General features: G+C 76.5%; 4 protein-coding genes. All 4 read left to right on the forward strand.

Annotated features, from left to right (window positions below):
* The coding region (locus tag OQF71_RS14300) for an adenosylcobinamide-GDP ribazoletransferase (protein WP_280588482.1) at positions 1 to 420 on the forward strand (420 nt) is incomplete at its 5' end.
* Complete coding sequence (locus tag OQF71_RS14305; protein WP_280588486.1) at positions 420 to 1,085, forward strand: NTP transferase domain-containing protein; 666 nt, start codon at positions 420 to 422, stop codon at positions 1,083 to 1,085. The genes OQF71_RS14300 and OQF71_RS14305, both read left to right, overlap by 1 nt.
* Before the next feature lie 10 nt (positions 1,086 to 1,095).
* Complete coding sequence (locus OQF71_RS14310; protein ID WP_280588483.1) at positions 1,096 to 2,178, forward strand: aminotransferase class I/II-fold pyridoxal phosphate-dependent enzyme; 1,083 nt, start codon at positions 1,096 to 1,098, stop codon at positions 2,176 to 2,178.
* Positions 2,171 to 2,567 (forward strand): adenosylcobinamide amidohydrolase (locus OQF71_RS14315; protein WP_280588485.1); only part of this gene is annotated, 397 nt, incomplete at its 3' end. The genes OQF71_RS14310 and OQF71_RS14315, both read left to right, overlap by 8 nt.

Genomic DNA, 2,567 nt, shown 5'->3' on the forward strand with positions numbered 1-2,567 from the left:
GCCGCGCTCGGGTTGGTCGCGGCCGCGAGCGCGACGGGGACGCCCGGCGTCCGCGACCGGATCGGCGTCGCAGTCGGGATCGTCGTCGCCGCCGAGGTCGGCGCGAAGGCCGCGACCGCGACGCTCGTCTGCGCCGGCGACGCGGCCCACGAGGGGCTCGGGTCCGCGCTCGCGGACGGGATCGGTCCCGGGGCGGCGCTCCCGGTCCTCGCGCTCGCGGCGCCCGCCGCGCTCCTCGCGTGGCCGCGGCTCCTCCCGGGGATCGCCGCGCTCCTCGCCGCGCTGGCGACGGCGTGGGCCCTCCGGCGGTGGGCCCGGCGGCGGCTCGGCGGCGTCTCCGGCGACGTGCTCGGCGCGACGAACGAGCTCGCGCGGGTCGCCGCGCTGCACGCGGGGGTGATCGCGTGGACGCTCTCGTGATGTGCGGCGGCCGCGGCACTCGCCTCGGCGGGGACACGGAAAAGCCGCTGACCCCGGTGGCGGGGCGACCGATGGTCGACCGCGTCCTCGACGCGCTCGCCGGGAGTCGCGTCGAGGCGACGTACGCCGTCGTCTCGCCGCACGCGTCGGCGACGCGCGCGCACCTCGGCGACGAGCGCCCGGGCCTCCCCGTGATCGACGCGCCGGGCGACGGCTACGTCGCCGACCTGCAGTACGCGATGGAGGCGGTCGGGCCGGGCGCAGAGCCCCTCCTGACCATCGCCGCCGACCTCCCGCTCGTGGACGCCGCGGCCGTGAACGCCGTGATCGACGCGGCGCGAGCCGCCGGCGACGCGCCGGCGTCGCTCACCGTCTGCGTGCCCGCGTCGCGGAAACGCGATCTCGGCGTCAGCGCCGACGCGGCGACCGAAATCGACGGCCGCGAGGTCGTCCCCGCCGGGATCAACGTCGTCGGGAGCGACGGAGACGGCGAAAGCGACGACGCCGACCACGAGCGCGACGACGCCGACCACGAGCGCGACGACGCCGGCGCCGCCGTCCACCTCACCGGGGACGCTCGGCTCGCCGTCAACGTCAACTACCCGTCGGACGTGCGGGTCGCCGAGCGGCTCCTCGCCGACGGGGAGAGAGACACCGACGAATGAGAACACAGCCATGAACTTCGACGCCGCCGCCGACCTCGACCGCGCTCCACACGGGAGCAGCGACGACCCCGACCTGCTGGACTTCTCGGCGAACACGAACCCCGAGGTGCCCGAAGGCGTCGAGGCCGTCTACCGCGAGGCGTTCGCCGACGCGCGGACGTATCCCGCGGAGCCGCCGACGGCGTTCCGCGAGGCCGCGGCCGACTACGTCGGTTGCGACCCGGCGGCCGTGGTCCCGACGCCCGGCGGGCTCGCCGCGATCCGCGCGGCGGTCGCGCTCGCGGTCGACGCGGGCGACACCGCCCTCGTCCCGGCGCCGAGCTTCGGCGAGTACGCCCGCGAGGTGCGGTTACAGGGAGGCGAGCCCGCCTTTGTCCCGGCGAGCGGGATCCTCGACGCCGACCCGAGCGGCCACGCGCTCGCCGTCGTCTGTACCCCGAACAACCCGACCGGGACGGCGTACGACCGAACGGCGCTGGAGCGGTTCGCGGCGCGGTGCCGCGAGGCCGGCACGCGACTACTCGTCGACGAGGCGTTCCTCGGCTTCACCGACCGTCCGTCGCTCGCGGGGACGGAGGGGGTCGTCGTCGCCCGGTCGCTGACGAAGCTGTTCGGCCTGCCCGGGATCCGGACGGGGTTCGCGGTCGCGACGGGCGCGTTCGGCGCGGCGCTCTCGAACGCCCGACGCCCGTGGAACCTGAGCGCCCCGGCGCTCGCGACCGGCGCGTACTGCATGCGACGGGACGGGTTTATAAGCGAGACCCGAGACCGAGTCCGGTCCGAGCGGGCGCGGATGCGGGAGGCGCTCGCCGAGCGCTACGAGGTCTCACCCTCCGACGCGCCGTTCCTGCTGCTCGGCGTCGAGAACGCGGGTCGGTCGGTCGAGGCGGTCGTCGGGGAGGCCCGCGAGCGCGGCGTCGCGGTCCGGGACGCGACGACCTTCCGCGGGCTCGACTCCCACGTCCGGGTCGCGGTGCGCCGGCCGGCCGAGACCGACCGACTGCTGGCGGCGCTGGGCGTCGGCGATGAGGGGACGACCGACACGGAGGCGGCCGACGAGGCGACGACCGGTCCGGAGGTCGACGATGTTTGAGGCGACCGTGCTCGACGGCGTCCTCCGCCTGCGGCGCCCGGGGACGCGCTGGCTCTCGACCGGGTGGGACGGCGGGCGCTCGCGGGGCGCCGCGGCCTACAACGTGACCGTCCCGGAGGGGTTCGAGCGCACCGACCTCGGCGCGTACCGCGACGAGCGGCTGGCCCGGGCGGGTTTTATAAGCGAGGACGACGCGAGGCGCGACGGCGAGGGGGACCCGCCGACCCTGTTCACCGGCGTCGCGATGGAGCACGCGCGGGGCGCGCGCCGCGGGCCCGTCGTCGCGTACGCGACCGTCGGGCTCTCGAACCCGGCGATGCTTCCGATGGATCCCGAGAGGGCCGTCGACGACGCTGGCGACGCTGCCGACGCTGGCGACGCTGCCCCCG

It is taken from the genome of Halorubrum sp. Boch-26 (assembly GCF_029889805.1).
Classification (GTDB): domain Archaea; phylum Halobacteriota; class Halobacteria; order Halobacteriales; family Haloferacaceae; genus Halorubrum.

Excerpts from the sequence above, each read along its gene's own strand:
- OQF71_RS14305 (WP_280588486.1), top strand. The coding sequence starts at position 420 with ATGTGCGGCGGCCGCGGCACTCGCCTCGGCGGGGACACGGAAAAGCCG.
- OQF71_RS14310 (WP_280588483.1), top strand. The coding sequence starts at position 1,096 with ATGAACTTCGACGCCGCCGCCGACCTCGACCGCGCTCCACACGGGAGC.